24 protein-coding genes are annotated in these 24,571 nt (G+C 62.3%); 10 read left to right on the forward strand and 14 right to left on the reverse strand.

All coding sequences use genetic code 11. The annotated features are described in order from the left end of the window. Positions 1–4: 4 nt before the first annotated feature. On the reverse strand, positions 5–700 hold the full coding sequence (locus CGZ66_RS21170) for a fumarylacetoacetate hydrolase family protein (protein WP_095087512.1): 696 nt from the start codon (positions 698–700) through the stop codon (positions 5–7). 276 nt (positions 701–976) lie between these two features. Here CGZ66_RS21170 and CGZ66_RS21175 point away from each other — a divergent pair, with 276 nt between their 5' ends. After that, positions 977–1,660, forward strand: coding sequence for a response regulator (locus CGZ66_RS21175; protein ID WP_167392192.1), 684 nt, complete (start codon positions 977–979; stop codon positions 1,658–1,660). A gap of 203 nt (positions 1,661–1,863) precedes the next feature. On the opposite strand, the gene CGZ66_RS21180 is transcribed toward CGZ66_RS21175, so the two are convergent. Both CGZ66_RS21180 and CGZ66_RS21185 read right to left on the reverse strand, forming a co-directional pair. Next, positions 1,864–3,204 (reverse strand): hybrid sensor histidine kinase/response regulator, encoded by a 1,341-nt coding sequence (locus CGZ66_RS21180; protein ID WP_095087516.1) that lies wholly within the window; start codon positions 3,202–3,204, stop codon positions 1,864–1,866. Between the two features lies 1 nt (position 3,205). Next, positions 3,206–4,390, reverse strand: coding sequence for an FIST signal transduction protein (locus CGZ66_RS21185; protein WP_095087518.1), 1,185 nt, complete (start codon positions 4,388–4,390; stop codon positions 3,206–3,208). A gap of 262 nt (positions 4,391–4,652) precedes the next feature. Between CGZ66_RS21185 and CGZ66_RS21190 the strand changes: the two genes are divergently transcribed. The 4 genes from CGZ66_RS21190 to CGZ66_RS21205 all read left to right on the forward strand — a co-directional run bounded on the left by CGZ66_RS21190 (position 4,653) and on the right by CGZ66_RS21205 (position 9,743). Further along, a complete protein-coding gene (locus tag CGZ66_RS21190) occupies positions 4,653–5,153 on the forward strand; it encodes a (2Fe-2S)-binding protein (protein WP_095088065.1) in 501 nt (166 codons plus the stop codon). A gap of 123 nt (positions 5,154–5,276) precedes the next feature. Further along, positions 5,277–7,628 (forward strand): xanthine dehydrogenase family protein molybdopterin-binding subunit, encoded by a 2,352-nt coding sequence (locus tag CGZ66_RS21195; protein WP_095087520.1) that lies wholly within the window; start codon positions 5,277–5,279, stop codon positions 7,626–7,628. A gap of 12 nt (positions 7,629–7,640) precedes the next feature. Continuing rightward, a complete protein-coding gene (locus CGZ66_RS21200) occupies positions 7,641–8,438 on the forward strand; it encodes an FAD binding domain-containing protein (RefSeq protein WP_095087522.1) in 798 nt (265 codons plus the stop codon). Positions 8,439–8,720: 282 nt separating this feature from the next. Then, positions 8,721–9,743: an acyltransferase family protein gene (locus CGZ66_RS21205; protein WP_095087524.1), complete on the forward strand. Its 1,023-nt coding sequence runs from the start codon at positions 8,721–8,723 to the stop codon at positions 9,741–9,743. Between the two features lie 19 nt (positions 9,744–9,762). Here CGZ66_RS21205 and CGZ66_RS21210 read toward each other — a convergent pair whose 3' ends face one another. The 3 genes from CGZ66_RS21210 to CGZ66_RS21220 all read right to left on the reverse strand — a co-directional run bounded on the left by CGZ66_RS21210 (position 9,763) and on the right by CGZ66_RS21220 (position 11,595). Next, on the reverse strand, positions 9,763–10,248 hold the full coding sequence (locus CGZ66_RS21210) for an SRPBCC family protein (RefSeq protein ID WP_095087526.1): 486 nt from the start codon (positions 10,246–10,248) through the stop codon (positions 9,763–9,765). Positions 10,249–10,342: 94 nt separating this feature from the next. Beyond that, positions 10,343–10,840, reverse strand: coding sequence for a GNAT family N-acetyltransferase (locus CGZ66_RS21215; RefSeq protein WP_095087528.1), 498 nt, complete (start codon positions 10,838–10,840; stop codon positions 10,343–10,345). Beyond that, a complete protein-coding gene (locus CGZ66_RS21220; protein WP_245331155.1) occupies positions 10,837–11,595 on the reverse strand; it encodes a copper homeostasis protein CutC in 759 nt (252 codons plus the stop codon). Before CGZ66_RS21220 ends, CGZ66_RS21215 begins: the two co-directional genes overlap by 4 nt. A 250-nt stretch (positions 11,596–11,845) precedes the next feature. Between CGZ66_RS21220 and CGZ66_RS21225 the strand changes: the two genes are divergently transcribed. Beyond that, complete coding sequence (locus CGZ66_RS21225; RefSeq protein ID WP_095087532.1) at positions 11,846–12,301, forward strand: carboxymuconolactone decarboxylase family protein; 456 nt, start codon at positions 11,846–11,848, stop codon at positions 12,299–12,301. Between the two features lie 31 nt (positions 12,302–12,332). Here the strand turns inward: CGZ66_RS21225 and CGZ66_RS21230 are convergent, their stop codons facing one another. Both CGZ66_RS21230 and CGZ66_RS21235 read right to left on the reverse strand, forming a co-directional pair. Then, a complete protein-coding gene (locus CGZ66_RS21230) occupies positions 12,333–12,764 on the reverse strand; it encodes a cupin domain-containing protein (RefSeq protein WP_095087534.1) in 432 nt (143 codons plus the stop codon). Positions 12,765–12,842: 78 nt separating this feature from the next. After that, positions 12,843–13,676 (reverse strand): PA3715 family protein, encoded by an 834-nt coding sequence (locus CGZ66_RS21235; protein WP_095087536.1) that lies wholly within the window; start codon positions 13,674–13,676, stop codon positions 12,843–12,845. Between the two features lie 283 nt (positions 13,677–13,959). Here CGZ66_RS21235 and CGZ66_RS39240 point away from each other — a divergent pair, with 283 nt between their 5' ends. Continuing rightward, positions 13,960–14,337: a hypothetical protein gene (locus tag CGZ66_RS39240; RefSeq protein WP_143748796.1), complete on the forward strand. Its 378-nt coding sequence runs from the start codon at positions 13,960–13,962 to the stop codon at positions 14,335–14,337. A 108-nt stretch (positions 14,338–14,445) separates the two neighbouring features. Here CGZ66_RS39240 and CGZ66_RS21245 read toward each other — a convergent pair whose 3' ends face one another. The 6 genes from CGZ66_RS21245 to CGZ66_RS21270 all read right to left on the reverse strand — a co-directional run bounded on the left by CGZ66_RS21245 (position 14,446) and on the right by CGZ66_RS21270 (position 20,927). Further along, positions 14,446–15,195 carry a ribonuclease activity regulator RraA gene (locus CGZ66_RS21245; protein WP_095087539.1) on the reverse strand — a complete coding sequence of 250 codons (750 nt, stop codon included), beginning with the start codon at positions 15,193–15,195 and terminating at the stop codon, positions 14,446–14,448. A 21-nt stretch (positions 15,196–15,216) separates the two neighbouring features. After that, on the reverse strand, positions 15,217–16,380 hold the full coding sequence (locus CGZ66_RS21250) for a mandelate racemase/muconate lactonizing enzyme family protein (protein WP_095087541.1): 1,164 nt from the start codon (positions 16,378–16,380) through the stop codon (positions 15,217–15,219). Between the two features lie 33 nt (positions 16,381–16,413). Next, positions 16,414–17,511: an ABC transporter ATP-binding protein gene (locus tag CGZ66_RS21255; RefSeq protein ID WP_095087543.1), complete on the reverse strand. Its 1,098-nt coding sequence runs from the start codon at positions 17,509–17,511 to the stop codon at positions 16,414–16,416. Between the two features lie 10 nt (positions 17,512–17,521). Continuing rightward, a complete protein-coding gene (locus CGZ66_RS21260) occupies positions 17,522–18,412 on the reverse strand; it encodes a carbohydrate ABC transporter permease (RefSeq protein WP_095087545.1) in 891 nt (296 codons plus the stop codon). Beyond that, complete coding sequence (locus tag CGZ66_RS21265) at positions 18,409–19,368, reverse strand: carbohydrate ABC transporter permease (protein ID WP_095087547.1); 960 nt, start codon at positions 19,366–19,368, stop codon at positions 18,409–18,411. Before CGZ66_RS21265 ends, CGZ66_RS21260 begins: the two co-directional genes overlap by 4 nt. 80 nt (positions 19,369–19,448) lie before the next feature. Continuing rightward, positions 19,449–20,927 carry an ABC transporter substrate-binding protein gene (locus CGZ66_RS21270; protein ID WP_095087549.1) on the reverse strand — a complete coding sequence of 493 codons (1,479 nt, stop codon included), beginning with the start codon at positions 20,925–20,927 and terminating at the stop codon, positions 19,449–19,451. 214 nt (positions 20,928–21,141) lie between these two features. On the opposite strand from CGZ66_RS21270, the gene CGZ66_RS21275 reads away from it, so the two are divergent. The 3 genes from CGZ66_RS21275 to CGZ66_RS21285 all read left to right on the forward strand — a co-directional run bounded on the left by CGZ66_RS21275 (position 21,142) and on the right by CGZ66_RS21285 (position 24,494). After that, on the forward strand, positions 21,142–21,852 hold the full coding sequence (locus CGZ66_RS21275; RefSeq protein ID WP_095087551.1) for a GntR family transcriptional regulator: 711 nt from the start codon (positions 21,142–21,144) through the stop codon (positions 21,850–21,852). Between the two features lie 54 nt (positions 21,853–21,906). After that, positions 21,907–23,073 carry a mandelate racemase/muconate lactonizing enzyme family protein gene (locus CGZ66_RS21280; RefSeq protein ID WP_095087553.1) on the forward strand — a complete coding sequence of 389 codons (1,167 nt, stop codon included), beginning with the start codon at positions 21,907–21,909 and terminating at the stop codon, positions 23,071–23,073. A 62-nt stretch (positions 23,074–23,135) separates the two neighbouring features. Beyond that, positions 23,136–24,494, forward strand: a complete 1,359-nt coding sequence (locus tag CGZ66_RS21285; RefSeq protein WP_095087555.1) for a mandelate racemase/muconate lactonizing enzyme family protein — start codon at positions 23,136–23,138, stop codon at positions 24,492–24,494. Positions 24,495–24,571 lie beyond the last annotated feature (77 nt).

Genomic DNA, 24,571 nt, shown 5'->3' on the forward strand with positions numbered 1-24,571 from the left:
GCGCTTACTTCGGCTGGCCGACGGTGATTTCGATCGTGCCGATGCCGTCGACGCCGCCAGTCATCGTGTCGCCTGGGCCTACCGCGCCGACGCCGGCCGGCGTGCCGGTGAAGATCAGGTCGCCGGGTTCCAGTTCCACCGCCTCGCTGCAGATCGATACGATATCGGCGATCGGCCAGATCAGTTCGGCGAGGTCGGCATCCTGCCTGACCTTGCCATTGACGGCGAGCCAGATGCGACCCTTTTGCGGGTGGCCGGCTTTCGCCGCGGGGACCAGCGGGCCGCAAGGCGCGGAGCGGTCGAACGCCTTCGACCAGTCCCAGGGCCGCGCCGTCTTCTTGGCTTCATCCTGCAGATCGCGGCGGGTGAGGTCGATGCCGACGCCATAACCCCAGACATGATCTAGAGCCCGCTCACGCGTGATGCGGAAGCCTGGCTTGCCGATCGCAGCGACCAGTTCGATCTCGTGGTGCAGATTGCCGGTCAAGGGTGGGTAGGGGATGGTGGTGCCGGAATCGACCACCGCATCGGCCGGCTTGGTAAAGAAGAAGGGCGGATCGCGCTCGTCATTGCCGAATTCGCGGGCATGCGCCGCGTAGTTGCGGCCGACGCAGAAGATGCGGCGCACCGCAAAACGCTCGGGCGAGCCGGCAACGGCCACCGATGATGTTGCGGGCGAGGGAAGGACGAAGGCGGTCATGTGGGTCTCTGCTTGGTTGCCGGAACATTCGGCCGATTTGTGCGGCCGGGCAAGGCGAATGGATCGAGAAAGCGCCGACGGCGCTTTCCGACGGAGATGGCGATGTACTATTTGGCAATAATCTGGCCATGGTCGCGAGGGTATTCTAAAGCGCGTCGCGTTTGAACGGATTTGAGGCGACGCGCTTTAGGTCTTTGTCTCCTGCATGTCGTTCACCCAAAACCGGGGCCACTTTTGGGCGACATGCATCAATCGCCCCTAACTGAAATGAACCCCATGACCGCAATCCACGATCGCGCCCGGTTCCTCATCATCGACGACCACCCGCTGTTTCGCGAGGCGCTGCACAGCGCGGTGCAGATGGCCTATCCGGAAGTCGACACGGTGGAGGCGCGCTCGATCAGCGAGGCGCTCGATCTTCTGGCCGGCGCCAAGCCGTTCGATCTGGCGCTGCTCGACCTCAGCATGCCCGACGTGCACGGCTTCGACGGACTGCTGCAACTCCGAACCCGCTATCCGCGCCTACCGGTGGTTATCGTCTCGGGCTATGAGGAGCCGAAGATCATTTCCGAGGCGCTGTCCTACGGTGCCGCCGGCTTCATCCCGAAATCGGCGCGCAAGAGCGACCTCGCCGCCGCCATACGCTCGGTGATGGAAGGTGCGATCTATGTGCCGGAAACCTATGAAGCCCGCACGCCCGACGCCGACAGCATCGACCGCGCCGACATGGTGCAGCGCCTGTCGACGCTGACGCCGCAACAGCTGCGCGTGCTGCAGATGCTGCGCCAGGGTCTGCTCAACAAGCAGATCGCATACGAGCTGCAGGTGGGCGAGACCACGGTCAAGGCGCATGTCTCCGAAATCCTGCGCAAGCTCAACGTGTATAGCCGCACGCAGGCGGTGATCGAGGTTTCGAAGCTGGACAATGCGGAGTTGTTTCGGGATCAGGCGGGGTTTTGAGTTTGTCCACAGCGATGGTCAGGAGAACATGGCAAAAAGTGCACTGTCACCGCGATTCACCCGAATTTGAACCGCTCCTTGGCCGCACTAAATACCAACTTAGTGTCCGTGTCCGACCCTGCATCTCCATTACAAAAAGGCGTGCGACCTTGGAGTAACGACGCCGGCTTTCCTAGACATTCAAGAATCCCATTGATCATTCGCTAAGCCAGTAGATGCGCCAGCAGCGCCCTCAATTGCGCCGGCTTCAGCGGCTTGCGCATCAGTTCGATGCCGCCGGTGCGCGCCGCCTTGGCGACGGCTTCGGAACTGTCGGCGGTGACGATCAGGGCCGGCACGGCGCGGCCGAGATAGTCGCGGACCTCGGCGATGGTGGCCGTGCCGAGGTCGCCGCCGTCGAGATGCTGGTCGGCAATGACGATGTCGGGCACCCAGTCGGTATCGCCCAGCATATCGAGGGCGTCGTCGGTCGAGGTCGCGGCCCGCACCAGGCATTGCCAGCGTTCGAGCAGGAAGGTCATGGCCTGCAGCACCTCGACATCGTTCTCGATCAGCAGCACCTTGGTGCCGAACAGGCCGTAGCCGCGCGGCCGTTCCATGTCGGCGCTGTTGGCGATGGCGTCGGCCGGGGCGCCGAGGCCGACCGGAACATCGATGTGGAAGATCGTGCCGCGCCCGACCTTGGATGAAAATGTCACGGGATGGCCTAGCGCGCTGGCCATGCGGCGCACGATGGCAAGCCCGAGCCCGAGACCGCCGCCGTCCAACTCCGCATTGGCCGACGAGGTGCCGCGATGGAATTCCTCGAAAACCGCCTCGCGCTGGTCTTCGGGAATGCCGCAGCCGGTATCGGCGACGTCGATGCGGATGGTGTCGCCACGATGCCTGGTGCCGACCAGCACACCGCCGGAGCGTGTGTAGCCCAGCGCATTGGAGAGAATGTTCTGCAGGATGCGGCGCAGCAGCGTGCGGTCGGAGCGGACCACGGCGTTGACCGGCCGGAATTTCAGCGACAGTCCCTTCAGTTCCGCCACCGGCAGGAAATCCGAGCGCAGCGACGAGAACAGCGCTTCCAGGCTGACGTCGCCGGTGTCGGGTTGCACCACGCCGGCGTCGAGCTTGGAGATGTCGAGCAGGGTGCGAAGCAGGTCCTCCATCGTCTCCAGCGAGCGCTCGACTTGCCGCACCAGCTTCCTGCCCTCGTCACTGGTTTGCACTTCGGCCAGCGCCGAAACCGAGAGGTGGGCCGCGTTCAGCGGCTGCAACACGTCGTGGCTGGCGGCGGCGAGGAAGCGGGTCTTGGACAGGTTCGCCAGTTCGGCGTTTTCCTTGGCGGCGCTGAGGTCGATGTTCGACTGCTCCAGCCGGCGCAAGGTCGAATGCAGTTCCTCGGTGCGCGTGCGCACCCGATTTTCCAGCGAAATCGCGGTTTGGAACAGCGAGAAGGCATTGCCTTGCTGGTCCATCGACCGCTCGACGCGGCTGACCAGTGCGGCGTTGATCTTTTTCAGCTTTTCGAGATCGTTTATGTCCCTGAGCGGCATCTTATTCCGCCGCCTGTCGTTCGCCAAAGGCGATGCCGGTGAAGGTCTGGTTCAAATGCATCGACCGGTATTGTTCGCCATAAGTGCCGAAGCCGATGACATTGTTGACCCGGTAGAGCTCCGAGATATCGCGAAACACCTGGCGGTTGTGCGCGTCCAGGCGGCGCAGCACGCAGTCGAAGCCGAGGATCATGTCGATGCCGCCAAGCCGCTCCTCGACATCCCTGAGCGCGGCGCGCGTCGATTCGACCATGTCCTTGGGCTGGGCGATCGACAGCACGACCCCGTCGTCTATGGCGCAGAAGAACGACAGCGAGCCATCGGGATGCATCTTCTGGATCGACCGGCAATAATACTCGCCCCCCACCTTCACCACCACCGGATGCGAGGCGAAACTCAGCGGCGTCAGCGTCTGCGCGACGATGCCGACGGACGCGGCATATTCCTCCGCCGCATTGGTGGCGTTGAACTCGCGCACGATGCGGTGATCGGGATCGGCCGAGGTCACCACCAGCTTCTCGTCGGTGGGAACGAAATTGTCGGTCTTGAAGACGTGGAAAGGGATTTCGGTGGCGATCAGCACGATGATGGCGCTGTCGGAGGTGACGTCGCCGTTCGAGATCAGGCGCGTCGTCTCGAACTTCAGGTCGTCGCCGGCCGAGCCGCCGAGCAGCGGTATGTCGTCGAGGCCCCAATGGATGGCCGAACTCACCGCTTCCTCGGCATAGCAGAGCCCATCGATGAAGCAGAGCGCGAACGTGCCTTTGGTGCGGTCGCAACCCAGGCGCGCGCGCAGCGACCGCCGCAAGGCCTCGACCTCGCTGGTGATCCTGTCCATGCCCGACGAGGACAGATCGTCGACCATCACGCTGACGGCGGTGAACGCGGCGGACGGAAGCAGCATGGCGAGCACGTGGCCATCCTCGAGGCCTTGCGGCGTGATCTCGCCGGCGGTCGAACAGCCCGCGTGATGAAGCGCCGGCGCGTGGCTCATGAGCGCCCGGGAAAGGGTGTCGGCCTCGACCAGGCTCTGGGAAAAAAACAGGAGTGCGAAGCCGGCGTCGATTGCCGCAGCCTCCAACGCGATCGCCTTGGCGAATGCGTCCATGTCGGGCTCATCCGTGGTGAGCGCCGACAGGCCGCATGCATAGCGCGTCCGTGAACTGGCCAGCCGTGTTCTCCGCATTTCCTCCGACGCTGTTTTATGCGCGGCTGTTTTTACATGCTTCTGGCGCGCGGGCGTCTGACAACATTGTTGCCCTCAAACCCTGTTTTGGCAATGGGCGACCGGGGTCGCACGTTGGGGCTCGGCCATGACCGAAAGTACAAGGTAACGAGTTTGCGACGTGCTGTTTTTTGTCGATTGTGCAGTGTACGAATAACCATGGCCGAAGCGCCAACACCGCGTCGGCAGCGTGATGACCAAGGTTGATACCCAGGGAGGAAGCATGTCGGACGTTTCGTTGATGGTGAACGGAAAACGGGTCAGCGGCGCTGCCGAGGATCGAACGCTTCTGGTTCACTTCCTGCGCGAAAATCTCGGCCTTACCGGAACGCATGTCGGTTGCGACACCTCGCAATGCGGCGCCTGCGTCGTCCATGTCGACGGCAAGGCGGTCAAATCCTGCTCGATGCTCGCGGTACAGGCCTCCGGCTCGACCGTGGTGACGATCGAGGGCTTGGCCAATGGCGCCGATCTGCATCCGGTGCAGGCCGCCTTCAAGGAACATCACGGGCTGCAGTGCGGCTTCTGCACGCCGGGCATGATCATGACGGCGACAGACATGATCAACCGCCACCCCGAAGGCCTCGACGAAGCGACGGTGCGCACCGAACTCGAGGGCAACATCTGTCGCTGCACCGGCTACCACAACATCGTGAAGGCGATCCTTGCCGCATCGAAGACGATGTCCAAGGGGTCGAAGGGCAAGGCCAGGCAAGCGGCGTGAGAAGGAAGTGGGTAGCGAACAGGGAGTAGCGAATAGTCAGCAGTCTGACGAAACGCCACCTCACCACAATTCGCCATTCACTACTCGCTATTCGCTATTTCAGCATTTCGGGAGGAATTTCTGATGGGCATTGAAGGTGTTGGCGCTCGGGTCGCGCGCAAGGAAGACAAACGATTCATCACCGGCGCCGGCCGCTATGTCGACGACATGGTGGTTCCCGGCATGAAGCACGCAGCCTTCGTGCGCAGCCCGCACGCGCATGCGCAGATCAAGAAGATCGACGTCAAAAAGGCTCAAGCGATGCCCGGCGTCATCGGCGTGCTGACCGGCAAGGAGCTCAAGGCCGACGGCATCGGCAACCTCATCTGCGGCTGGATGATCCACTCCAAGGATGGTTCCCCTATGAAGATGGGGGCGTGGTCGCCACTTGCTTTCGACCGGGTCCGATACGTCGGCGATGCCGTCGTCATCGTCGTGGCCGAGACCAAGGGGCAGGCGCGTGATGCCGCCGAGGCGGTCGAGATCACCTACAAGGAGCTGAAGGCCGTCGTCGATGCCTCGAAGGCGATGGACAAGGGCGCGCCGCAGATCCACCCCGAGGCCGACAACAACCTGATCTTCGACTGGGACATCGGCAATGCCGACGAGACGGCCGCGGCGTTCAGGAAGGCGGCCCATGTCGTCAAGATGGATATCATCAACAATCGCCTCGTGCCCAACGCCATGGAGCCGCGCGCGGCTCTTGGCCACTACGACAAGGCAGAGGACCACTACACCTGCTGGACGACCTCACAAAACCCGCATGTGGCGCGGCTGGTGATGAGCGCGTTCTACAATGTCGCGCCGGAAAACAAGCTGCGCGTCATAGCGCCCGATGTCGGCGGCGGCTTCGGCTCGAAAATCTACATCTATCCCGAAGAGATCGTCTGCCTGTGGGCGTCGAAGAAGACCGGCGTGCCGGTCAAATGGGTGGCCGACCGCACCGAGAGTTTTTTGACCGACGCACATGGCCGCGACCATCACACCCATGCCGAAATGGCCTTCGACAGCGATCACAAGATCCTCGGCCTGAAGGTCGAGACCAAGGCCAATCTCGGCGCCTACATGTCGCTGTTCTCGTCGGCGACGCCGACATACCTCTATGCGACGCTGCTGTCGGGCCAGTACAACATCCCCGCCATCCACGCCAATGTGAAGGCGATCTACACCAACACCGCACCCGTCGATGCCTATCGCGGGGCAGGGAGGCCGGAAGCAACTTTCGTCATGGAACGCATGATGGAGACCGCCGCGCGCCAGTTCGGCGTCTCACCCGCCGAGTTGCGCCGCAAGAACTTCATCACCTCGTTCCCGCACCAGACGCCGGTCATCATGTGCTACGACGCCGGCGACTATGCCGCTTCGCTCGACGCGGCGATGAAGGCGTCGGACTATGCCGGCTTTGCCAAGCGCAAGGCTGCCGCAGCCAAGAAGGGGCTGCTGCGCGGCATCGGCATGAGCTGCTACATCGAGGCCTGCGGCATCGCGCCCTCGGCGGCCGTAGGTTCACTGGGCGCCGGTGTCGGCCTCTGGGAATCAGCGGAAGTGCGGGTCAATGCCGTCGGCACGATCGAGGTGCTGACCGGCTCTCACAGCCATGGCCAGGGCCATGAGACGACCTTCGCGCAACTGGTCAACGAACGCTTCGGCGTGCCGCTCGATTCGGTCTCGATCGTCCATGGCGACACCGACAAGGTGCAGATGGGCATGGGCACCTATGGCTCGCGCTCGGGTGCTGTCGGCATGTCGGCCATCGTCAAGGCGCTCGACAAGGTCGAGGCCAAGGCCAAGAAGATCGCCGCTCATCTGCTCGAAGCGGACGAGGGCGACATTATCATCGAGAACGGCGCGCTGAAGGTCGCCGGCACCGACAAGAACGTGCCATGGTTCCAGATGGCGCTCGCCGCCTACACCGCCCACAATCTGCCGGGCGGCATGGAGCCCGGGCTGAAGGAAACGGCGTTTTATGATCCGTCGAACTTCACCTTCCCGGCCGGCTGCTACATCTGCGAGGTCGAGGTCGATCCGGAAACCGGCATGACCGAGATCATCCAGTTCGTCGCCGCCGATGATTTCGGCAACATCATCAACCCGATGATCGTCGAGGGCCAGGTGCATGGCGGACTGGCGCAAGGCATCGGCCAGGCGCTGCTCGAAGGCGCCCACTATGACAATGGCGGCCAGCTGCTAACCGCGAGCTTCATGGATTACACCATGCCGCGCGCCGGCGACCTGCCGTCGTTCAAGGTCTCGACGTCGAACACGCCATGCCCGGGCAATCCGCTCGGCATCAAGGGCTGCGGCGAAGCCGGCGCCATCGGCTCGCCGCCGGCGGTGATCAACGCCATCACCGACGCCATCGGCAGCAACGATCTTGCCATGCCGGCATCGCCGTCCACCGTGTGGGCAGCGATCCGCGCGACGACGAAACACTGAGGAGGAACGAGCATGTATTCGGTCAACTATCACCGCGCCGCCTCGGTCGCCGACGCCGCCAAACTCGTCAAGGCGGGCGATGCGAAGCTGCTTTCGGGCGGCATGACGCTGATCCCGGCGATGAAGACACGGCTTGCCGCGCCCTCCGACCTTGTCGACCTGTCGAAGATCAAGGAGTTGCAGGGGGTCAAAGTGTCGGGCAAGACGGTGACCATCGGCGCCGCGACCACGCATTACGACGTTGCCAATGACGAGAAGCTGAAGAAGGCCTGCCCGGCGCTTGCCCATCTGGCGTCGCTGATCGGCGATCCGGCGGTGCGCCACCGGGGGACGATCGGCGGCTCGATCGCCAACAACGATCCGGCGGCCGACTATCCGGCGGCGCTGCTGGCGCTGGGCGCCACTATCGTCACCAACAAGCGCGAGATCGCCGCAGACAAGTTCTTCAAGGGTCTGTTCGAGACGTCGTTGAAGGACGGCGAGATCGTCACTGCGGTCAGCTTCACCGCGCCGGCCAAGGCGGCCTACGAAAAGTTCCGCAACCCGGCATCGCGCTACGCGATCGTCGGGGTGTTCGTGGCCAAAGGCAAGGATGGCGTCAGCGTCGCCGTCACTGGCGCCGGTGATGACGGCGTCTTCCGTTCGAAGGAGATTGAGGCGGCACTGGCCAAGAATTTCGCGGCCTCGGCGCTCGATGGCGTGAAGGTGCCGGCGAAGAATTTGATGACCGACATCCACGCCTCGGCCGATTACCGCGCCAATCTGATCGCGGTGATGGCCAAGCGCGCGGTGGCAGCGGCCAACGCCTGACGTTATCAGCGCCGCGCACAAGGAAAGGGGCCACTGCGGCCCCTTTTTCGCCTGCGGTGACTTGCAGCCGTCCAGTTGCCGATGGAATCGCCGCCGCGCGCCAACCGTTTGCTCGAAGCAATTCCCGTCCATACTTCGCCAGGAACTGCGTCAGCGACAATCTCGCACTTGCACAAAGCGATATTGCACTGCACTATGCCGGTGACCAAACGCGAGCCGGGTTGTTAGTGTCGATCACGGCCTGCGACCCTTTCAGCATCTTTCAATGCGAAGGGAGCCGGCATGACCGACATCTCCGCGACGCATGTCGTTGCGTCCCGACCCGTCGCCGACAGAGCGGCCAGAACAAGACTGGCCTATCTCGATGGCTGGCGCGGCCTGTCGATTGCCCTGGTGCTGATCGGCCATTTCTTTCCTGTTCCCGGGATCAATCTGGGTGTGCTGGGCGTCGAATTCTTCTTCGTGCTCAGCGGCCGGCTGATGAGCGAGATCCTGTTCATCGAGCGCTACCCGCTGAAGAAGTTCTTCAAGCGCCGTTTCTCCCGCATCTATCCGGCACTTCTGGTCTTCGTGGTCGTCGCCATGATTGCGCTCTCCGGCACATTCATCGCCTTCAAATGGAAGGCGGCGCTGACCGCGCTGACATTCACCTACAATTATGCCGGCATTCTCGTCACGCGGGCGGGCGCGCTCGACCATATCTGGTCGCTCTGCATCGAGGAGCACGCCTATATCATCCTGGCGCTGATCAGCGTCGTCGTCTTAAGCCGCTCTCGCGTCGTCGTGCTGCTCTTGGCGCTGGCCTTGCTTGCCATGGCCAACGGCGCGGTTTCGTACTGGGTGTTCGGGATGGACTACGAAACCACCTACTGGCGCACCGATGTGCATATCGCCTCGATCCTGCTGTCGGCCTCGATCTGCCTGCTCAAGGCCGATGGCAGGCTGCCGGCGATCTTCAGAGGCAGGCAAGTGGCTCTGGCGGCATCGGTCTTCGCCGTTCTTCTGTTCCTCGATCCAGTACCGACGCCGATCCACTATCTCTTCGCGGTGCCGCTGCTGGCGCTGGCCGTCAACGCACTCGATTTCAGCCCGCGCTATCTGACTGGATTGCTGTCCTCCTGGCCGATGGCGACGCTCGGGCTGTGGTCGTACTCGCTGTATCTGTGGCAGCAGCCGTTCTACAAATTCGTCTATGAGCAAGGCAGCGCTCCGATCCCGATGCTGGCCGGGGTCTTTGTCTGCGCGCTTTGCAGCTACTACATCGTCGAGCGACCGGCACGCGAATGGCTTAACCGCAACTGGTAATGCCGCAGCGCTGTCGGCGCTAAGCCGACCGGCGCTTCTTGTCCGTCAGATACCGCTTGAGGCCGGCTTCGCCGCGCGGCGTCGTCCAGCGATGGTTCCAGGCGAAGGCCTGCCGTAGCAGCGGTGCGAGGAATTTGAGGATCGGCCGCAGCACCGTGACCTGCCAGGTCAATTGCACATGGGTGCCGGTGCCGGACGGCGACAATTCCGCCCGCCACAGCCCGTCGAAATCGCCAAGGGTTTTCACCACCACCAGCCTGCCGGGTTCGAGTTCGGCGGCCTCGATGATGAAGTTCAGCTCGTAGGGCAGGGCGCCGCGAGCCCGCGCCCTTGCGCGAGAACCGATGGTCGCCTTGCCCTTCCTGTCGAGCGGCACCACCTCCTTGTAGACATCGCCCCACCAGATCGGCAGCAGTTCGGCATCCGAGAGCACCTCCCACACTTCCTGCGGTGTGCCCTCGGGGATGTGCCAGCTTTCGTCGAAGCGAAAGACGTTGCTCGGCATCGCGTTTCCTCCGGTTGGCGGAAACGTTCATATTAGCTGCGGCTTCTTTGTGTGGCCAGCGCCAGCGGGATCAGGCGGAGATTCGCCTGATGTATCAGTCGGAAATCTGTCTGATGTAGTAGCGCACCGCCTTCTTGCCGCCGTGGATGACGGCGTCGCCGGCTTCGGCGAAGCCAAGCGCGGCGTGGAAGGCATCCGAGGCGGGGTTCGGCGGGTCGGTGTTGACTTCGCAGGTGACCAGAGTGTGGCCGGCGCGCTCAACGTGGCCGAACAGATCCTGGTAGAGCAGGCGGGCATGGCCGCGGCCACGCGCTTGTGCTGCCACGACGACACGGTCGACATAGACAAAGCGGGGGTAGCGTTCGCGGAACCAGACGAAGTTCGGGCTGTCGTAACGGGCGTCCTGGTCGAAGGTCATGATGAACGCTTCGAGATTGCCGATGCGCCGCGTGTAAAACGCCTCGCCGAGCAGGAAAGACAGCCGTTCGGGCTCCAGCCATGACAGTTCGGCTGCGTGCTCGTTGTTGAGCGCGAGGATCGCCGCTTCGTCTTCGGCCGATACAAGGCTGATCGGGGCAGGGGTCGCGCTCATGCCTTCGCAGCCGCAATGGTGGCCGCCACGAGGTCCGTGTCGGTCAAGGTGTTGCGGTACTCTCTGTCGAGGTCGGAGCCGCCCATGCCGACATGCGGGTTGCGGTAATCCATGGTGCTCGGCACATCCTTGAGGGCGGCGAAATGCATTTCTGACAACCCGGTCCTTCTGCGCACTTCGGCGATGTTGCCGAGGTCAAGCCCGCCACAGCCGAGGATGACGATGCGGGCGCCGGCCTGTCGAACCAGATCCGCCAACAGCGACATGCCCTCGACCGCCGTGTCGCGCTGGCCGCTGGTCAGCACGCGGCCAACCTTGCTGCGGATCAGCGCTTCGAGCGCCTCGGTGGGGTCGCGGGTCATGTCGAAGGCACGGTGGCAGGTGACGTTCAAGGAGCCGGCGGCTTGCGTCAATTCACTCATGCGCGCCTCGTCGATGGTGCCATCGGCGTTCAGGCAGCCGAATACCACGCCAGGCACGCCGAGGTCGCGCAGCGCTGCGACATCGGCGAGCATCGAGGCGTACTCGGTTTCGCTGTAGAGAAAATCGCCGCCGCGCGGCCGCACCATGACGTGGAAAGGCACGGTCGCCTGGTCGAGGGCAGCGCGCACCGTGCCTAGGCTCGGCGTGATGCCGCCTTCAATGAGGCTGGCGCACAGTTCGACCCGATCGGCGCCGGCTGCCTGCGCGGCCAGCAGGCCATCAATGCCTTCGACACAGATTTCGATCAGCGGCAGGCGAGTTTCTTTGGTCAAGGGGCAATCCAATCGATGATGTCGCCGCAAGCCCTAGCATCGGGCCGGTTGGCGCGAAAGCGTGAACAGCGCGTGGCCATTTGGGCCAGACGGCAAACTCCGCGCTTGACAGTCAAATAACCGTGGAGTTATGGAATAATCATAACCGGATGGTTATTAATCTCAGCTGTCCGAACTCAGAAAGCCTGGATGCGCGGCATCCGGGCCCGACGAGGCACGCCCTGACGAAACCCTTCAAAAGGAGAAGACCATGCAAGCAAGGATCAAGAATCCGGTGGTGCTCATTCCCGGATCCCTGCAGGCGCTGCTGGCGCTGGACAAGTCGTCCGAGGCGGCCGAACTGCCCTATGTGACGCGCAAGCTCATCCATCTGCGCGCCAGCCAGATCAATGCCTGCAGCCTCTGCGTCGACATGCATGCGCGCGAGTTGAAGAAGGCCGGCGAAAAAGACGAGCGCATCTTTGCCCTCGCGGCATGGCGGGAGACGCCGTACTTCACCGATGCCGAACGCGCGGCCCTGGCGCTGGCCGAGGCCGGCACACGGCTCGCCGACCGGCCCGACGCGGTGCCGGACGACGTCTGGGACGAGGCCGCCCGGCATTATGACGAAAAAGCGCTTGCCGCCCTGGTCATCCAGATCGCCCTGATCAATGCCTGCAACCGGCTGAACGCCACGACACGGCAGATTGTCGGCGCCTGGGGCTAGCCTTGGAGCAAAGGCGCGTCGGCCTTGGCCGCTACTGGCGCAACTCCGTGTTCTTGGCGCCTTCCTCGACCTGATCGATCACCAGCAGCTTGACCGGACCGTCGCCGATGTTGGTGGCCTGGTGCCATTGGCCGATCATCTCGATGATGAAATCTCCGGTCTTGTAGGTGTTGCTGTTGCCGGTCTCGACATTGGTGACCTTCAGCGTCCCGGCCTGGACGTAGGCGTAGCGCGGGAAGGGGTGCCTGTGGACTGGCAAGGTTGCACCCGGCGCGATGTCATAAGTCGACACCAGAACCTGCACGTTCTTCTGCGGCAGCGTGATCGGCTGGCCGGAGGCAGTCGTCGTGCGCGATGCCAGCGGCGTCACGACGACGGGCGTGCCGCTGCTATCCAGCGCGAGGGCAGGGTGTACAAATGACGCGACCGCCAGCAGCAATGCCGATGCCAAGATTTTCCGCATGAATCCTCCAAAAGCAACACATCTATCGCGCGGCGGCCTAGCGCGTGCAAGCACGCCTTCTCGACGCGAGCGGCTTTCTCAAGGTTCCATTGCCTTGAGCGCGGCCGGAACCGGATAGCGATTGCCGTCGTAGCGCAGCCGGTAGGTCCGCTTCACGGACTTGCCGGGATGAGATTGGCACTCGCCGTCCTTGTCGGGCAAGGGTTCGTCGGTATCCGCCTGCTCGATCGCTGTGATGTCGTGATAGCCATGGTGGCTCGCCGCGCCCATCGCCAGGCTGACCTGGCTGGAATGAAAGGATCCGGCGCAACTGGCGTCGCCTTCGCCGCCATGGCCGGTCACGGCAAGGCCGCTGAGCACCAAGCGCAAGGCATCGCCGGCGACTGCATAGAGCCGCAGGCCGGTTTCGTCGAATGGATTGGCCTGCGAATGGGTTGCCAGTTCGATGCGCAGGCCAAAGGCGGAGACATCGGGTGCCAGCCGGTAGCGACCGGTATCGAATTCGACCTTGCGGATGGCGATGGCGTCATCGGTCATCAGGCCGGGCTGGAGCAGGCGCTGGCGTACGCCCAGGCTCTTCCTGTCGACGACCAGAAGCTCAATATCGCCAACATGCCCGTCATCGCTGGATACGGCGCTGTCGATCAGCGGCACTGCGACCAGTAGCAGGTCATCATGGGCAGGCCAGATCTTGCAGACCAAGCCAACTGGGTTTTCGTAGTCCGGGAGCGTCAGGGGGATGCTGATATGGGGTTCGAGGGTCAGCGAGGTGGCGTCGACGCTCCTCTTGGCCTTGGGATAGGCTTGCTGCACCAGGGCGACAACGTCGCCGCAATCGCCGGCCACGACCCAGGCGGGCGACAGACTGGCCGCGGCGAGGCCGAGGAAGAGGGTGCGCAACACTGTTCGCATGGGGATTCTCACGTTGCAGGGCCGAGTTCGCTTGGCGATCCGCGTGTACCACAGTTGTTGCGTTTGGACGGGCCCGGATTTTGCAACGTCACCCTCATCAACAGATCAGTCGCCACTCCGCCTTCGCGGCTTGATGGAACGAAGCGTCTTATATTAGCCAGCAACGATATATTAACGGCTGTGGTGCAGCCTTTCCGATGGGGATGGGGGAATGCCCTCCCCATCGACGTTCCAACGCGCGTCCTTGGAGCCGCGGGACGCTCGACCAATGCGGGGAAAACGCATGAGTGTCGGAACAGCTCTCGAACAATTGCTGCGATTGATTCATCGCAGGGCCATGAAATTGGCTGCGTTACCGGAGGATGAAAGGGATTTACACTACGATCTCATTCGCCGCACATGTTGCGATGCCGCCGAGCACGTTGGGCAAAGCCCCGACAAGGCAGCCATCACGGCAAACGATATGGTTGAGTTTGTTCGCGCACTGGTCGGAATCATTGAAGTGGGTCGTGAACCAGACCAAGGGCGAAGCGCGGATCGCCCGCTGCCAGCACGCCATTTTGGCAGCCGGGAGAATGTCACTACGCCTAGCGTCGGCGCTTCATTGGTGTCGCCGATTTGGCGTGACATTCGGCGTACTTCGGGGGCTGGATCTCGCTAGTCCAGGCTGCCAGATCGAAAGCGACGCCTACGGCGAAATCCACTCCCAGTTGTTGCGTAGACGCCGGCGTTGCCGCCAGAAGGTCCGCTGCCCGCCGCAAGGGAAGCGCTAACTTGGGTTCTCCAGGCGGTTGGCTTTTCGCCACGCCTCGTACTCCCCGCGGGCATCGTCATGCAGCGGATAATATCGTTGCAAAGACCCGCCCTCCATGAGCTTCGCTCGCGAGAACTCCTCCCAATCGTGATGCTTCTGCGATTCATCGATCACTTTTGCGGCCATTGCCACGGGAAGCACCACCACCCCGTCGTCGTCGGCGACGATGATGTCGCCAGGGATCACCGTGACACCGCCGCAGGCAATCGGAACGTTGACGGCATTGGGATAGATGCTGGTCTGCACATGATAATTTGGCGTCCAGCCGCGCAGCCATAGCGGCAGATCGAGCTTTTCGACATTGGGCCGGTCGCGCATGCAGCCATCGATGACGATACCCGCGCCGCCTCTGCCCTTGAAATACGTCGACATCATATCGCCGAAGACGCCAGAGCTCATGTCGCCACGCGCGTCGACCACGACCACGTCGCCCTCCTGCGCGTGATAGAGCACGTGCCGGTGCAGTTGCGTCTCCGGATCGGCATATTCTCCCTCGTTGAAGAGGTCCGGCCGCTGCGGCAGGAATTGGAGCGTCAGCGCCGGCCCGACGATCGACTTCCCGTGGTTTTGCGGCACGGGACCAACCATGTGCGGATTGCGGAAGCCCATGTGGCCAAGCGTGCCGGCAACCGTCGCGGCGCCGATTTCCCTCAGCGCGTCGATCAGGTCTTTAGGCGGTCGCGTAATGTCGGGGGTATGCGTCATTTTAGACTCCGGTGGATGGAACTACCAGTTCGTAACAGAACCGTCGCGGCGCTTAAGGTGAGGCGCTTCCCAAAAGCGAAAGCTCTCCGCCTGGACTGCCTCTTCGTTGACCTCGACGCCGAGCCCCGGCAGGTCGCTGACTGGATAGTCGGGGCCGTCGAGCTGTGGTTGCACAGGGAAGAAGTCGGAATTGTTGAAGCCCAGCTTTCTTTCGGGCGCCCTAGTCTCAAGCCACGCGAAGTTGGGAACCGCGGCAGCGAGATGCACGGTCGCGGCCGTGCACACTGGGCCAAGGGGATTGTGCGGCATCAGGTCCACATAGTGCGCTTCGCTCCAGCCAGCGACTTTCATCGCCTCGGTGAACCCGCCGACATTGCAGATATCGAGCCGGTTGAACTGATGGATGCCGCGCTCGATGTAGGGGAGGAACTGCCACTTGCTGGCAAATTCCTCGCCGATGGCAAAGGGGATGTCGGTCATCGTCCGCAGGGATTCGTAGGCCTCCGGTGTCTCGTCGCGTATCGGCTCCTCGAGGAAATCAAGCACGCCACGGCCGAGCTTGTTGCAGAAGCTCGCCGCCTCGGCCACCGACAGCCGATGGTGATAGTCGATGCCGAGGACGACGTCGTCGCCCAGCGCCACGCGCGCCTTGTTCAGCATGGTCGCGGTAACGCCGATCGACTCGCGCGGCTCGAAGATGTCCTTGCTGCTTTGCCCGACAGGGAAGAAGCGGATCGCCTGCCACCCCTGTGCGCGCAGTTCGCGGGCTCGTTCGATGGCAACATCGCCCTCGGCCTCGTCTCCGGTCGAGGCGAAGGTGGGGATGCGGTCGCGCTGCTTGCCGCCGAGCAGTTCGTAGACCGGCACTCCAAGCGCTTTGCCCTTGATGTCGTGAAGGGCGATGTCGATGGCGGAAATCGCCGCCTGCAGAACCCGCCCGCCTTCGAAGTACTGGCTGCGATAGATTTCCTGCCAGATCCGCCCGATCTGCATGGGATCGCGGCCGATGAGAAACTCGCGATAGTGCTCGACCGCGCCGGCCACGGCCCTCTCGCGACCACTCAAGCCGCTCTCGCCCCAGCCGAAAATGCCGTGATCGGTCTCGACCTTGACGAGCATCTGGTTGCGCGTTCCCACCCACACCGGATAGGGCTTGATCGCAGTGATCTTAAGCTTCGTAGTCATCCAAGCCCACGTCCCACAGGCATCCGCCCGGTCTCAATCGGCCTTGAGGGCCATTTCAGTTTCGCCGTCGAACAGATGCATGCGCTCCTGGTCGAACTCGAGCCAGATCTGCTCGTCGGGCGCGACGGCAATGGTCGGCGGCACGCTGACATTGACGATGGCGCCGGACAGGAACGCCTGAACGAAGGTGACGTCTCCGGTCGGCTCCACCGTGTAGGCCTTTGCCGGGACGCTGCCTGGCACTGCACTCTTGTGGAGCTTGATCGTCGAGTGACGTGCGCCGAGCACGACTTTCTTGGTCGTTGCCTCCGCGACTTTGCGGGCGTTGCGCGGCGAGAGCTCGAGGGTCCAGCCCTCCGCGCTGGTCAGCACGGTGTTGCCGTTCGCTGTCGATGCCTGCAGAGGAATAAGGCTCATCGCCGGGCTGCCGATGAAGCTTGCGACGAACATGTTCATCGGATGGGCAAAGACCTGTGCCGGTGAATCGTATTGCTGCAGGAAGCCGCCGTTCATCACCGCCATCTTGTCGGCCATGGTCACGGCTTCGAGCTGGTCGTGAGTCACATAGATGATCGTCGCCTTGAGGTCCTGGTGGAAGCGCTTGATCTCCGACCGCATCTGCACGCGCAGCTTGGCATCGAGGTTGGAGAGCGGCTCGTCCATGAGGAACACGGCCGGGTCGCGGACGAGGGCACGGCCCAGGGCTACACGCTGCTGCTGCCCGCCGGAAAGTTCGCGCGGCTTGCGCTCGAGCAGGTGCGTCATGTCGAGCACTCGCGCCGCGTCCTTGACCTTCTTGTCGATCTCGTCCCTGGGCAATTTGCGCATCTGCAGCGGGAACGCCAGGTTCTTATAGACCGATTTCTGCGGATAGAGCGCGTAGTTCTGGAACACCATTGCGATGTCCCGATCCTTGGGGTCGAGGTCGTTGACTACCCGGTCGCCGATGACGATGTCGCCCGACGTGATCGGGATCAGCCCGGCGACGAGATTGAGCGTGGTTGTCTTGCCGCAGCCTGAAGGACCGACGAGCGCGACGAACTCGCCATCGTTGACCGTCAGCGAAACGTTGTTGACAGCTTTGAAGCCGCCATAGGTCTTGACGAGATCTTTGAGGACCACGTGGGCCATCGGCAACTCCCTAGTGTTTGACCGCGCCTTCTGTAAGGGCGCGTACGAAGTATCGCTGCAGGACGAGGAACAACACGACGACGGGCACGCTCATCATAAAGCTGGCCGCCATCAGGCCCGGAAAGTCCGTCGTGTTTTCCGAGAAGAAGCGCTGGATGCCGACCGGCAAGGTCAACTGCTCGTTCTTGGAAAGGAAGGTGTAGGCGTAGATGTACTCGTTCCACGCACCGATGAAGGAATAGATCGCGGTGGCGATGATCCCGGGCGTCGAAAGCGGCATCACGATCAGGATGAAGGCCTGGAACCGCGTCGCCCCGTCGATGCGCGCCGCCTGCTCGAGCTGCACCGGGATGTTGTCGTAGAAGCCCTTGAGCAGCCAGATCGCCAGCGGCAGGCCGAAAGTGAGATAGGTGAGGATCAGCGAGCCATGCGTGTTCACCAGCCCGAGCATGCGCATCAGTATGAACAGCGGCACGAGAAAGATCACAGCCGGGAACATGTTGCGCAGCAGCACGGCGAAGAACAGGAAGTTCCGGCCGGGGAAACGGAAGCGCGAGAAGGCGTAGGCCGCCGGGACAGCCACGATCACCGAAAGGATTGTCGTGGCAGTCGACACGAAAAGGCTGTTCCAGAAGAAGCGGAGGAAGTCCTGGCCGACGCTGTTCTGCGGATCGAGCAGCTTCTGGTAGCTGGCAAGGGTAGGCTCGTCTGGCCACCATTGCGGCGGAAATTGCATCGCCGCGAAGCCGGACTTGATCGAAGTGAGCAGCATCCAGATCATCGGCAACGCGGTGTAAAGCAGCATGAACACAAGGAAGATGCGCCCGCCCCACCGCCATCCGTCAACGCGCATGCGGCGACGGGTCTGACCCCGAGGGGCTGTCTCGGCAATCGTGCTCATGCGCTCCCCTCTTTCCGTTCGTTGCCGCTTAGCGCACGGACATAGAAATAGCCCAGCGTCATCAGGATGAGGAACAGGAGCACCGAATAGGCCGATGCCACGCCCCATAGCTGTCGTCCGAAGGCGAGCTCATAAATGTGGGTGATCCAGATATGCGATGCGTTGGACGGCCCGCCGCCGGTCATGATCCAGGGGATGATGAAGGAATTGAAGTTGGCCACTGCGAGCAGCAGGATGGTCACCGTCGAGACGCTGCTCAGATGCGGGAAGGTGACGTGCCAGAAGCGTTGCCACGCACTGGCCCCGTCGACTTTTGCGGCGCTCAGCAGCTGTTCGGGGACCGTCTGCAGGCCAGCCATCATCATGATCATGGCAAACGGAAACTCGCGCCAGATATTGACGACGATCAGGGAGGGCAGCACCGTGGTGACGTTGTCGATGAAATTCGGCGGCCGGTCGGCCCATCCGAGACCAACCAGCACCGCACCGATGACCCCGAAGTCCGAATGGTAGATCCACTTCCAGATGTAGGAGGCGGCGACGGCGCTGATAACCCAGGGAATGATCAGGATAGCGCGCAGGACGCCACGGCCGATAAAGTCGCGGTGGAGCGCCAGCGCGGAGCCAAACCCCAGGACGAAGGAGATGAAAGTCGATGCCAGTGTCCAGATCATAGTGTTCCAGGTGACTTTCCAGAACACCGGACTGGTGAGGATGTTCGTGTAGTTGTCGAAGCCGACGTAGATCTTGTCGCGCAGCTGTAGGCCAGGCGGCGTCTTAAAAAACGACAACTCGATTGTGTAATAGATCGGATAGGCGATGACGATGAGCATCACGGCGATCGCCGGGAGCACGTAGGCGTAGTCTGCGCGATGCTCCCATACCCTCCGCAGCACGCCGGATCTGGCGGATTGCAATCTTCGGCGAGCCTCGGCCGTACCGGTCACGATCGTCACTGTGGCGCGCCCTTATTTTCCTTGGAACGAACCGGCTGCACCGTCGGTGCAGGCCGGTCGAATCGTAAGCCAGGTTCAAACTAGAGTTTGCCTTCCACCAGGCTCTTCACCTTTTCGGCCGCGTCGTCCGCTGCCTGATCGACGGTCATCGCTCCGGTCAGGGCATTCTGCAGCATGTCCGGGACGATGATGTTCATGATCTCGGGAGACTGCGGCAGCGCTGGAAACGGGATGCCGTATGGCAGCATCGACGTCGTGACATCGAGGAACTTGATGCTGTCCAGACGTTCCTTCATCCATTTGGTCTTGAAGCCGTTGAGGTTGCCCGGGTTCGAGCCGGCGTAGGCCATCTTCAGCGACCATTCAGGGCTTGTCCACATGCAGATGATGGCCTTTGCAGCCGGCTCGTCCACCTTGCCGCCCTCGACATATTCGGGCTTGAGGATGTGAATGTTCGAGCCGCCGAATACAACGGCGCGCTTGCCGTCTGGGCCAGTCGGAATCAGCCCGTAGCGCATGTTGTCGATGACGGTCTGCGCCTTGTCCTTGTCGGTGCCCGTCGCCTTTTTCTGCAAGTCTAGCATGACGTTGTAGTCGGACGGGTGCGAGACCATCATGCCGAGTTGGCCGGCGAGGAACAGCGGCTGGTTATCGGCCTGCTGGTTGGTGAGTGCCGACACCGGAACCGACTTGTCGCGAACATACATATCGTACGAGGCTTGCAGCGCCGCCTTGCTCTGGGGACTATTGAGTTCGACCTCCTTGTAGGTCGGGTTTGCGGTGGCTTCGTCGAAGACGCCGCCGCCGTAGGCCCACAGCTGCGGCATGAACCGGTACGGCGTGTTGCCGGCATTCTTGCGAGCCACGAGGCCGTAACCGGAAATGCCGAGCTTGTCGTGGATCTGCTTGGAATATTTGACCACGTCGTCCCAGGTCGCCGGAGCCTTGTCCGGATCAAGGCCGGCACGCTTGAAGACGTCGGCGTTCCAGATGAACGCCATCGTCTCGTTGTTGGTTGGAATGCCGTAGGTCACCCCGTCCCAGGTCACCGCCTTCATGGCGCCGGGCCAGAAATCCTCAGTCGAATACCCCACATCCTCGGGCTTGAGCGGCTGCAGATAGCCCTTTGCGGCGAACTCGGTACCACCCAGGATTTGCAGGCGGACCGCCATCGGCGCGGCATTGCCCAGGAGCGCCGTCCGGAACTTGTCAAGAAGGTCGTTGTAGGTGAGGGCCTGTTCCTCAAGCTGGATGTTTGGATAGGTCTTGCGGAAGGTCTCGAAGAATTCCTTGTAGTACTGGCGCAGGAGGTCGGGATCGCCCTCGAACACGCCCTGATACCAGAAAGTCAGTCGCCCCTTGTAGTCGAGCGGGGTGACTTTGCCGCAATCGGCCGCCGTATCAAAATCCTGCGTGCCCGCAATGGAACGCACATATTCCGGCGACCACTTGCTCAAATCGACCGGCGGCGCACCCAGCGCCGATGCGGACAGCGATACCACTAAAGCAGTGGAGACAGTGCCGCGCAGGACGGCACCGCCGAGTGTAATCCTCGTCATAGGTATCCTCCAGGTTCTCTCCCATGCCGCTTTGCTTCGAGGCAAACGGTCCATGCTCGTTCGATCGCGGAACGTCTTCCTGTTCTGTGTATCCCTTCGAGCACTTTGTACGTTTTCAGATCATGGATTGTCTGTCAACGCGATAAATCGTACATTGTTTATGGAAACCGTGCGTGATATCAATTAAAGTGTGTATTGAATTGGGGAGCCGGCCTTGGCCGAAACAAGCGATTTCAAAGCAGAGCCACCCGCGGGGATTGATCCCATCGGGGCCTCCAGCGAGGGCGCCTCGCTTTATGAACTGATCAGGGAAGACATCATTGAGGGGCGGCTCGCCGCCAACGAGCGGCTTGTGGTGACCGATCTCGCCCGGCGCCACGGCACCTCGACCAACCCCGTGCGAGAGGCTCTGCAGCTGTTGCGCGGGGAGGGCTTCGTCACTTTTGTCGCCAACCGCGGGGCGCGAGTCCGACCCATAGATCAGGATTTTGTCCGCGATATCTACGAGATCGGAGTCCTGATCGAGCCAGCCCTGACGCGATGGTTTGTGAATATGGCGACCGTCGAAGACATAGCCGAACTCGAACGTATCCAAGGCCTGATTGAAGAGAACAACTTTGCTGACACGTTCAGGCACAGTGAGCTGGATACCGCCTTTCACACCGTGATGTACCAGCGGCACTATAACCGCCATGCCGCCGAGCTTTGGTGGAAGCATCGCGAGGTGCTGCGGGCCGTGAGCCGGCGATTCAATTTCACGCTCGCACGGCGCGCCGCAATCCTTCGCGAGCATCGCGAACTCATCGCACTCGTGAAGGCGGGAGAGGCAGACAAGGCCGCCGAACTCATTTCCCGCCATGTCGAGGGTTCCGGCCGGCATGTTCTCGAACAGATGCGTGCGCGCAACGCCGCTCGGGCCGGATAGACTCTCCGATCTGGAACATCGTTAGCCTGACAATCAGACAGAGGTAGTTGAGAGATGAAAATCACGAGCGTTCGGCCGTGGCTGATCAAGTCCGATGCTTCATATTGGGGAGAGTACCTGTTCGTCGAAGTGACGACCGATGAGGGGGTGAGCGGCTGGGGAGAGATCACAACCACCACCAGGCTCGCCAACCGCGCTCTCTGCACGATCCTTCGGCAGATCGGCATCGCCGTGACCGGCGAGGATCCCGCGCGGATCGAGCACCTCTGGCACAAGATTTTCCGCAGCTTCACCTATATGGGCAGCCGCGGCGCCGCCGTCGAATGCGTGAGCGCCATCGACATAGCCCTCTGGGACATCCGGGGCAAAGTCCTTGGTAAGCCGATTTACGAACTGCTGGGTGGACCGGTACGCGATAAAATCGCGCTCTACACCCATCCCAACCAGGCCAAATTTACCAGCAAGGAGGCCGTGGTCCGCGAAATTCGAGACATCGTCGAGTCCGGACACACCGGGCTCAAGTTTGATCCTTTCCCCCACCAGGGGCGCACCGCCGATGGCCTGTCCCGCGAACAGCGGGACGGCTACCTCGACGGCAGCATGACCCGCAAGGACGAGCGCGAAGCGGCCGAACTGACGGCGCTGATCCGCGAAACGGCGGGACCCGATGTCGACATCCTGATCGACGCGCATGGCCGCTTCGACGTTCCCACCGCCATTCGCCTGTGCCGGAGCCTTGAGGAAGCCGGCCAGATCGACTGGTTTGAGGAGCCTTGCCCGCCAGAGAGCCTCAACGCCCTCAAGCAGGTGCGTGAAAAGGTCAGTGCCGCCATCTCGTGGGGCGAGCGCGGCCACACGAAGTGGGATTTCGTGCCGGTGCTCGAGAACAAGCTCGCTGACTACATCATGCCGGACGTTACCTGGACCGGCGGCATTACCGAACTGAAGAAGATTTCCGCCCTGTGCGAAGCCTATTACATCCCGGTCTCGCCGCACGACGCCGCGGGGCCGATCAACGTGGTTGCGGGAGCGCAGGTGATGATGACGGTGCCTAACTTCTACAAACTCGAAACGTCGGAGTGGAACCTGGGCAAATACGATCACCTGATCGACAGACCGCTCGACGTTTCGAACGGCAGCCTCAAGCTGACGTCGAAGCCTGGTCTCGGCGTTGAGATGAACCGCGACTACCTGCAGGCCAACGAGATCGAGCTGGGCTAGCAACGCTCCATGCCGCCCCGGCGTGTGGCGACAAGCCTCGCGGACCAGAACAAGGATAAGTCATGCCAAAGACAGGTGGAGCCGACGGGGCGCTCAATCGGGTGAACACGAATTCCAAGCCGACTGACCTGCGCATCACGGACCTGCGCGTTGCCGAAATCGTCGGCGCGCCGTTCACCTCGGCGCTCGTTAAGATCTACACCAACCAGGGTATTGTCGGCCTGGGCGAGGTGCGCGACGGCGCCAGCGCCACCTATGCGCTGATGCTGAAGAGTCGGTTGCTGGGCGAGAATCCCTGCGACATCGACCGACTGTTCCGCCGCATCAAGCAGTTTGGCGGTCATGGGCGGCAGGGTGGTGGTGTCTCGGCAATCGAGATCGCTCTCTCGGACCTCGCCGGCAAGGCCTATGGCGTGCCGATCTACCAGATGCTTGGAGGACGGTTCCGCGACAAGGTGCGAGTCTATTGCGACACCGACGCGGACAAGCCCAGCGGCACCGAGACCGGAAGGCGGCTCAAGGCGCGGATGGACCTCGGTTTCACCTTCCTCAAGATGGACCTCGGGCTGGCGCAGATCTCCCACATCCCAGGCGCGGTCGTCGCGCCGGCCGGCGTGCTCGACGGTTTCCGCACGCATGCCGGCCGCGGGCGAGCAGGCACGCTGGACGAGCGCCGGGCGCGTAATGCCGCTTACGACGCGCAGAACGTGCCGCATCCCTTCACCGGCCTCCACTTCACCGAAAAGGGCATCGACCTGCTCGATCAATATATCCACGAGGTCCGCGAGGTGATCGGCTATGAGATTCCGCTCGCCATCGACCATGTTGGCCACGTCTCGCTGCAGGACGGCATCCGTCTCGCCCGGCGGATCGAGAAATACGCGCCAGCCTGGCTCGAAGACGTGATCCCCTGGCAGTACACCGACCAGTATCGGCGGTTGCAGGAGGCAACGTCCGTGCCGATCTGCACGGGTGAGGACATCTACCTCAAGGAAGGCTTCGAGCCGCTGCTCAACTCAGGCATTTCGGTCATCCATCCGGACTTGCTTACCACCGGCGGCATCCTCGAGACCAAGAAGATCGGCGACGCGGCGCAGGACCACGGCGTTGCCATGGCCATTCACATGGCGGAAAGCCCGATCGCGGCAATGGCCGCCGCGCATGTCGCGGTGGCCACGGAAAACTTCATGGCGCTCGAATATCACAGCGTGGAAGTGGACTGGTGGGACGACATCGTCACCGGCTTGCCCAAGCCGCTGGTCAAGGACGGGTTCATTACAGTGCCCGACAAGCCGGGCCTGGGCATCGACGACGTGGTCGATGAAGTCATCAGCCAGCATCTGCAGCCCGGTGTCACAGGGATATGGCAATCCACCGAGCATTGGGACAATGAATATAGCTGGGACCGGACCTGGAGTTAGCCCAGACCCCATTCCCACATTCCCCCCAGGCTCACAGGGCCAACGACGGACCATTCGTGTCGACCTCCTCCCAAGGG

The sequence above is a fragment of the Mesorhizobium sophorae genome, from assembly GCF_002270415.1.
Taxonomy (GTDB): Bacteria; Pseudomonadota; Alphaproteobacteria; order Rhizobiales; family Rhizobiaceae; genus Mesorhizobium; species Mesorhizobium sophorae.

Coding starts and splice junctions, on each gene's coding strand:
- CGZ66_RS21170 (WP_095087512.1), bottom strand. CDS start 700: ATGACCGCCTTCGTCCTTCCCTCGCCCGCAACATCATCGGTGGCCGTT.
- CGZ66_RS21175 (WP_167392192.1), top strand. CDS start 977: ATGACCGCAATCCACGATCGCGCCCGGTTCCTCATCATCGACGACCAC.
- CGZ66_RS21180 (WP_095087516.1), bottom strand. CDS start 3,204: ATGCCGCTCAGGGACATAAACGATCTCGAAAAGCTGAAAAAGATCAAC.
- CGZ66_RS21185 (WP_095087518.1), bottom strand. CDS start 4,390: ATGCGGAGAACACGGCTGGCCAGTTCACGGACGCGCTATGCATGCGGC.
- CGZ66_RS21190 (WP_095088065.1), top strand. CDS start 4,653: ATGTCGGACGTTTCGTTGATGGTGAACGGAAAACGGGTCAGCGGCGCT.
- CGZ66_RS21195 (WP_095087520.1), top strand. CDS start 5,277: ATGGGCATTGAAGGTGTTGGCGCTCGGGTCGCGCGCAAGGAAGACAAA.
- CGZ66_RS21200 (WP_095087522.1), top strand. CDS start 7,641: ATGTATTCGGTCAACTATCACCGCGCCGCCTCGGTCGCCGACGCCGCC.
- CGZ66_RS21205 (WP_095087524.1), top strand. CDS start 8,721: ATGACCGACATCTCCGCGACGCATGTCGTTGCGTCCCGACCCGTCGCC.
- CGZ66_RS21210 (WP_095087526.1), bottom strand. CDS start 10,248: ATGCCGAGCAACGTCTTTCGCTTCGACGAAAGCTGGCACATCCCCGAG.
- CGZ66_RS21215 (WP_095087528.1), bottom strand. CDS start 10,840: ATGAGCGCGACCCCTGCCCCGATCAGCCTTGTATCGGCCGAAGACGAA.
- CGZ66_RS21225 (WP_095087532.1), top strand. CDS start 11,846: ATGCAAGCAAGGATCAAGAATCCGGTGGTGCTCATTCCCGGATCCCTG.
- CGZ66_RS21230 (WP_095087534.1), bottom strand. CDS start 12,764: ATGCGGAAAATCTTGGCATCGGCATTGCTGCTGGCGGTCGCGTCATTT.
- CGZ66_RS21235 (WP_095087536.1), bottom strand. CDS start 13,676: ATGCGAACAGTGTTGCGCACCCTCTTCCTCGGCCTCGCCGCGGCCAGT.
- CGZ66_RS39240 (WP_143748796.1), top strand. CDS start 13,960: ATGAGTGTCGGAACAGCTCTCGAACAATTGCTGCGATTGATTCATCGC.
- CGZ66_RS21245 (WP_095087539.1), bottom strand. CDS start 15,195: ATGACGCATACCCCCGACATTACGCGACCGCCTAAAGACCTGATCGAC.
- CGZ66_RS21250 (WP_095087541.1), bottom strand. CDS start 16,380: ATGACTACGAAGCTTAAGATCACTGCGATCAAGCCCTATCCGGTGTGG.
- CGZ66_RS21255 (WP_095087543.1), bottom strand. CDS start 17,511: ATGGCCCACGTGGTCCTCAAAGATCTCGTCAAGACCTATGGCGGCTTC.
- CGZ66_RS21260 (WP_095087545.1), bottom strand. CDS start 18,412: ATGAGCACGATTGCCGAGACAGCCCCTCGGGGTCAGACCCGTCGCCGC.
- CGZ66_RS21270 (WP_095087549.1), bottom strand. CDS start 20,927: ATGACGAGGATTACACTCGGCGGTGCCGTCCTGCGCGGCACTGTCTCC.
- CGZ66_RS21280 (WP_095087553.1), top strand. CDS start 21,907: ATGAAAATCACGAGCGTTCGGCCGTGGCTGATCAAGTCCGATGCTTCA.
- CGZ66_RS21285 (WP_095087555.1), top strand. CDS start 23,136: ATGCCAAAGACAGGTGGAGCCGACGGGGCGCTCAATCGGGTGAACACG.